Genomic DNA, 5,878 nt, shown 5'->3' with positions numbered 1-5,878 from the left:
CCCCAAGCCCGGGCCTTGCGGCGGCTGGCGGTGAAAGCCGAGGCGACTGAGCGGGGCAAGAACACCGAGCGGGGCGCGAACGTCGCGCCACATATTATCAATAGGAAGGCACGGCCTCGCGCCCCGCTTCCCGAACTTTTCATCACAATGGCCAGACCGGCAACGGGGCGTGGCAAAGGAGAGGTGCGCCGGACAGCACCCCCCCTCTGTCCTGCCGGACATCTACCCCGCAAGGGGGGAGATTGGCAGTGTCAGGCGGGGCGCCCGTTCTGCAACATGTCGTTCAGTAGGAGGCTGGTGATTGGCGAAAGTCGAGGCGATGGTTGATCTCCCCCCTTGCGGGGGGAGATGTCCGGCAGGACAGAGGGGGGTGGGCGGGAATGAGAGCGGGCAGGTTTGCGCCGCCCCTCATCCGCCTCCCGAGCCTGTCGAGGGCGGGGCACCTTCTCCCCGTAAACGGGGCGAAGGAAAAAGAAGCCTACAGCAGCCCCGCCTGTTCGGCTTCGCGCTTCAAATTCTGCCGTGGGCGCGGGCCGATCTGCTGGATCACCAGGCCTGCCGCCAGCGAGCCGAGGTCGCCGCAATCCTTGAGGGAGCGCCCTTGGGTGTAGCCGTAGAGGAAACCTGCGGCATAGAGGTCGCCGGCGCCTGTCGTGTCGACAAGCTCGCGGATTTCGGTCGCCTTGATGACCACGGTTTCATCGCCGCGCACGATCACAGAACCCTTCTCGGAGCGGGTGACGGCGGCGATCTTGCAATCCTTGCGGATCTGTTCGAGCGCTTCGTCGAAGGACGAGGTCTCGTACAGCGACTTGATCTCGTGGGAGTTGGCAAAGACGATGTCGACGGTGCCCGAGCGCATCAGCTCCAAAAACTCTGCGCGGTAGCGGTCGACGCAGAACGAATCCGACAGCGTCATCGACACTTCGCGGCCCGCCGCGTGCGCGTGCGCCGCGGTCAGGCGGATCGCTTCCTTGGCCAGCGGCGGGTCCCACAGATAACCTTCGAAATAGGTGACCTTGGCACCGCTTGCCTTGTCGGCTTCGACGTCGTTTGGCCCAAGCTCGACGCAGGCGCCGAGATAGGTGTTCATCGAGCGTTCGCCATCGGGGGTGACGAAGATCATCGAGCGCGCCGTCGGCGGGGTGCCGGCAAGTGGCGCGGTATCGAAGGCGACGCCCTGGGCATGGATGTCGTGGGTGAAGATGTTGCCGAGATGGTCGCGCGACACCTTGCCGAAATAGGCCGCGCGGCCGCCGAAGCTGGCGATACCGGCCGCCGTATTGCCGGCCGAACCGCCCGAGGCCTCGATCGCCGGGCCCATGCGCTGATACAACAGCTCGGCGCGCTCGGCGTCGATCAGGTTCATCGCGCCCTTGATGATGCCGTTGTCGGCCAAAAAGGCTTCATCGCATTGCGCGATGATGTCGACGATGGCGTTGCCGATGCACAGCACGTCATATTGGCTCATCAGGGTCTCCGCGGCGGCGTGCCGTTAAGGTGGACAAAACCGCTCCGCAATAACGGCTCGCGCGGCATTTGCAAACCCCGCGAATTTGTCGCGGCGCCGCTTGAGGCCTTGCGGTGCGCTGCCTATCTCTTGGAGCGAACAGGGGATGACCAACGAAATGATACTCGACGCCGCCCGCACTGCTGCAAGCCAGCTCTTCACGCCAGCGTTCCGACAGGTGTTCCTGAAGACGCTGGGGCTGACGTTGCTTGCGCTGGTCGCCCTGTGGTTCGGCCTCCGCGAGGTCTTCGACTGGCTCGCCTGGCCGTGGATCGAGGCCATGCTGCCCGGCCTGCCGGCCTGGACCGGCTGGCTCGGCCTGATCGCCGCCGTGATTGCCGGCATAGGCCTGGCGTTGGGGCTGGCGCTGCTGATCGCGCCGGTGACGGCGATCGTGGCCGGCCTGTTCTTGGACGATGTCGCCGAGGTCGTCGAAAAGACCGACTATCCCAGGGATGCGCCCGGCCGCCCGGTGCCGGCGCTGCGCTCGCTCGTGTTGGCGATCAAGTTCTTCGGCATCGTCATTGTGGGCAATCTGCTGGCGCTGCTGCTGATGTTCATCCCCGTCGTCAACATCGGCGCCTTCTTCCTGGTCAACGGCTACCTGCTCGGCCGCGAGTTCTTCGAATTCGCCGCCATGCGCTTCCGTTCGGAGCAGGAGGCCAAGGACTTGCGCCGCCGCAACGCCGGCACGGTGTTTCTGGCCGGACTCGTCATATCAGCCTTCCTGGCCGTGCCGATCCTCAACCTGCTGACGCCGCTCTTCGCCGCGGCGATGATGGTGCATCTGCACAAGGCGGTGTCGGCGACCGAGATGGCAATAGCCCGGGCTTAGCGCTCGTCGGCGGCGAACAGCGTCTGCAGTTTGCCATAGGGCATGCCGTCGCGGGAAAACTCGAACGTGCCATGGCCCAGCATCTCGCGCGACGCCCGCTCCATCATGCCGAAGGCATAGGTGGTGAGCTTCGAGCCGAGCGAAATGCGCTTGGCACCCGCCTCGGCAAGGACCGCGACAGAAAAGCCCGGCACCGCTAGCACGTTGACCGGCTTGCTGACTGAGGCACACAGCGTGCGGATCATGCCGATGTCGGTAATCCCAGGCGCATAGAGCACGTCGGCCCCGGCTTTCTCGAACGCCTGCAGCCGCCTGATCGTGTCGTCGAGATCGGGCCGGTCCCACAGGAAATTTTCCGAGCGCGCGGTCAGCACGAAATCGTGCTTCAGCGCGCGTGCGGCCTCGGCCGCCGCGGCCACCCGTTCGACGGCGTGCGAAAATTCGTAGATCGGCTTGTCGGCTTCGCCGGTGTGGTCCTCGATCGAACAGCCGGCAAGGCCAGCGGCTTCGGCAGCAAAGATCGTCTCGCCGGCACTTTCGGGGGTGTCGCCCTTGCCTTTTTCGAGGTCGGCCGACACCGGCAGGCCGGTGGCATGCGCCATGTCGCGGCAATGGTGGATCATCGTCTCAAAGCCGACGCCGCCGTCGGGAAGACCGCGCGAAAAGGCAAATCCGGCACTCGTCGTCGCCAGCGCTTCGAAGCCGAAGGAGGCCAAAAGCTTGGCCGTGCCGACATCCCACGGATTGGGAATGATGAAGGCGCCGGGCGCCTCGTGAAGTTTCCGGAAAACCGCGCCCTTGTCCATCGCCTAGCCCTCAAGACTGAACCGCACCAAGGGGATACTAGCCCGGACTTCTGGACCTCACAAATCCCCATTTCAGGGGATGGGGATCAATCCTGCCAGGCTGCGCATGTCGTTGAACAAGACACCGCCGGCGGCGGCAAGGCCGTCGCGGTCGGAATGCGGGTCGCCGTGATAGGCAAACACCCGCATGCCGGCAGCAGCCCCGGCCTGGGCGCCGGCGACGCTGTCTTCAATGACGATGCAGTCGGCCGGCTCAACGCCCATCTTGCCCGCCGCATGCAGGAAAAGATCGGGGAACGGCTTGCCGCGCTCGACCATGGTGGCGGAGAACAGCACGTCGCGGAAATGCTCAAGCAGCCCGGTTTGGCCAAGCGTCATGTGCATCTTGCCGACGCGCGCCGAAGACGCCACGCAATAGCCGATGCCGGCAGACTTGACCGCATCTATGAAGGTCTCGATATGCGGGATCGCCTGCACGCCGCTGCCAAACAGATCAGGCAGCTCGCGATACCAGCGCTCGACGAAGTCAGGCCCGAGGCTGATGCCCGTCGCCTCGACTTCTTTTTGCACCGATACCAAGCTGCGCCCGACGAATTGCCGGCGGCACTCCTCGTAGCTCACCGGATAACCGGCTTCACTCAGCCAAGACGACAGTCGCCGGTTGGCCAGCGGCTCGGTGTCGACGAGCACGCCGTCGCAGTCGAAGATGACGAGCTTGGGCGCCCTCATGCGGTGCCGGTCGAGCCGAAGCCACCGGCGCCGCGTGTCGTTTCGCCGGCAAGGTTACGTTCCTCGATCGAAGCGCGGGTCACCGAAGCGATCACCATCTGGGCGATGCGCATGCCGCGCTCGACGTAGAAGTCCTCGTCGCCGTGGTTGATCAGCAGCACCTTGACCTCGCCGCGATAGTCGCTGTCGATGGTTCCGGGCGTGTTGAGGCAAGTGATGCCGTGCTTGAAGGCAAGGCCGGAGCGCGGACGGATCTGGCCTTCGAAACCTTCGGATATTTCGAACACCAGGCCTGTCGGCACCAATGCGCGCTTGCCGGGCAGGATCAGGAGCGGACGGTCGTCGGGCACTGCGGCGCGCAGGTCCATGCCTGCGGCACCTGATGTCTCGTAGGACGGCAGGGGCAGCTCGGCTGAGTGCGGCAAGCGGACGATCCCGATGACGGGGGCGGAAGAGTTTTCAGGGGCGGATTTCATGGCGGCGATCCTATGGGACGGTCATCGAAGAACGTCAATCCCGATATCTGCGCTCTATGTTTCAGATGAGGCAACTGTGTGGTTTTCGCCATGCGCCGCAGCGAAACGCAGCTGCAACCTGGGTCAGATAGACATACGCACGCCGTTTACGTTTTGTTATCCATGCTGGCTGAGTCTGGGCGACGTCTGCGCCCACGATTGCGGGCCCAAATTGGGATCGATGAGCCATGTGCCGATGGGCTGCCTATCTCGGTGATGAGGTCTTCCTCGAAGACATCGTGACAGCGCCTTGTCATTCGCTGATTGCCCAGAGCCACCACGCCCAGGAAGCGAAGTCGCCGACCAATGGCGACGGTTTCGGACTCGCCTGGTATGGCGACCGTCCGGAACCGGGCCTCTACCGCGACATCTTGCCGGCGTGGTCCGATCCCAACCTGAAGAGCCTGTGCCGGCAGATCAAATCAGGCCTGTTCCTCGCCCATGTCAGGGCGTCGACCGGTGGTGCCACCAGCCGATCCAATTGCCACCCATTCATCTCGGGCCGCTGGAGCTTCATGCACAATGGCCAGATTTCGAGCTTCGAAAAGATCCGCCGCCGGCTAGAAGCGAGCATCGGCGACGAACTGTACGACCAGCGCCAGGGCACGACCGATTCCGAACTGTTCTTCCTGCTGATGCTGGAGGAGGGGCTCGACGCCGATCCGCAAGGTGCGGTCGCGCGCGCCACCCGACGCGTCGTCGCGGCAGCGTATAGCGCCGGCATCGATCCGCAGCTGAAGCTCACCGCCGCCTTCAGCGATGGGGAGAGCCTGTTTGCGGTGCGCTACGCCACCGATGCGCATGCGCCCACGCTCTACACCAGCGACCATCGCAGTGGCCGCTGCATCGTCTCGGAGCCGTTCGACCGCGAAGGCCAGAGCTGGCAGGCGGTGCCGCCGTCGAGCTTCGTCACCATGACGCGGGATGGCATGTCGATCCGCACGTTTGAGCCGGCGGCTGAAGGCTTGCGCGCTGCCGAGTAGAATCGCCGATACATCAATGATGCGTCAGCGCGTGGTTCATCGGCTCCCAGTACATCTTCTGCCAGCCGTCTTCGAGCGTGTGGTGCGTCGACCGGGGATAGCCGCTCTGGTCGAAGACAAGCCTGGTGCCGGTGCCGTCGGCCTGCAACTCGAAGCGGACGATCGAAAAGATACCCTCGGGCCAGGCGCGCGCCCGCCAAGTCTGGACGATGCGTCGGTTGGGCACCAGCTCGACGTTCCGCGCTTCGATGTCGCCGCCGAACATCGACACTTCGCCACCCTCATGGGGTGAGATGTGGGCTGCGCGTCCGCCCGTCATCGCCTGGAAACGGGAGGAATTGAGCAGCAGGTCGTAGATGTCTTTCGGCGTGCCTTTGAAATGAACTTCCTGATGGATGGTCATGGCGACCTCCTGGATCGCTGGTGCATGACCCGGAAAATCGGAATCGATTTTCGGAAAGGGTCATGCGCAACTTCAAAGCTACAGCGTCCTTTGCGCG

General features: G+C 64.1%; 7 protein-coding genes. 2 read left to right on the top strand and 5 right to left on the bottom strand.

Annotation, left to right across the window (positions count from 1 at the left end):
* Positions 1-478 precede the first annotated feature (478 nt).
* Complete coding sequence (locus AC1DWF_RS29455; protein ID WP_476788276.1) at positions 479-1,471, bottom strand: adenosine kinase; 993 nt, start codon at positions 1,469-1,471, stop codon at positions 479-481.
* Between the two features lie 157 nt (positions 1,472-1,628).
* On the opposite strand from AC1DWF_RS29455, the gene AC1DWF_RS29450 reads away from it, so the two are divergent.
* Positions 1,629-2,345: a sulfate transporter family protein gene (locus AC1DWF_RS29450; RefSeq protein WP_476788281.1), complete on the top strand. Its 717-nt coding sequence runs from the start codon at positions 1,629-1,631 to the stop codon at positions 2,343-2,345.
* On the opposite strand, the gene AC1DWF_RS29445 is transcribed toward AC1DWF_RS29450, so the two are convergent.
* From AC1DWF_RS29445 to dut, 3 genes are all read right to left on the bottom strand, one after another.
* Positions 2,342-3,151: an isocitrate lyase/PEP mutase family protein gene (locus tag AC1DWF_RS29445; protein ID WP_476788275.1), complete on the bottom strand. Its 810-nt coding sequence runs from the start codon at positions 3,149-3,151 to the stop codon at positions 2,342-2,344. The genes AC1DWF_RS29450 and AC1DWF_RS29445 overlap by 4 nt on opposite strands.
* 72 nt (positions 3,152-3,223) lie before the next feature.
* Positions 3,224-3,880: an HAD family hydrolase gene (locus AC1DWF_RS29440; RefSeq protein ID WP_476781723.1), complete on the bottom strand. Its 657-nt coding sequence runs from the start codon at positions 3,878-3,880 to the stop codon at positions 3,224-3,226.
* Positions 3,877-4,356 (bottom strand): dUTP diphosphatase, encoded by a 480-nt coding sequence (gene dut / locus AC1DWF_RS29435; RefSeq protein ID WP_476781722.1) that lies wholly within the window; start codon positions 4,354-4,356, stop codon positions 3,877-3,879. The genes AC1DWF_RS29440 and dut overlap by 4 nt, the downstream gene beginning before the upstream one ends.
* 227 nt (positions 4,357-4,583) lie before the next feature.
* Between dut and AC1DWF_RS29430 the strand changes: the two genes are divergently transcribed.
* On the top strand, positions 4,584-5,378 hold the full coding sequence (locus AC1DWF_RS29430) for a class II glutamine amidotransferase (RefSeq protein WP_476781721.1): 795 nt from the start codon (positions 4,584-4,586) through the stop codon (positions 5,376-5,378).
* A gap of 13 nt (positions 5,379-5,391) precedes the next feature.
* Here the strand turns inward: AC1DWF_RS29430 and AC1DWF_RS29425 are convergent, their stop codons facing one another.
* Positions 5,392-5,781 carry an SRPBCC domain-containing protein gene (locus AC1DWF_RS29425; protein ID WP_476781720.1) on the bottom strand — a complete coding sequence of 130 codons (390 nt, stop codon included), beginning with the start codon at positions 5,779-5,781 and terminating at the stop codon, positions 5,392-5,394.
* Positions 5,782-5,878 lie beyond the last annotated feature (97 nt).

Source organism: Aminobacter sp. P4_D5 (assembly GCF_056401815.1).
This window is presented reverse-complemented; position numbering and strand designations above follow the sequence as displayed.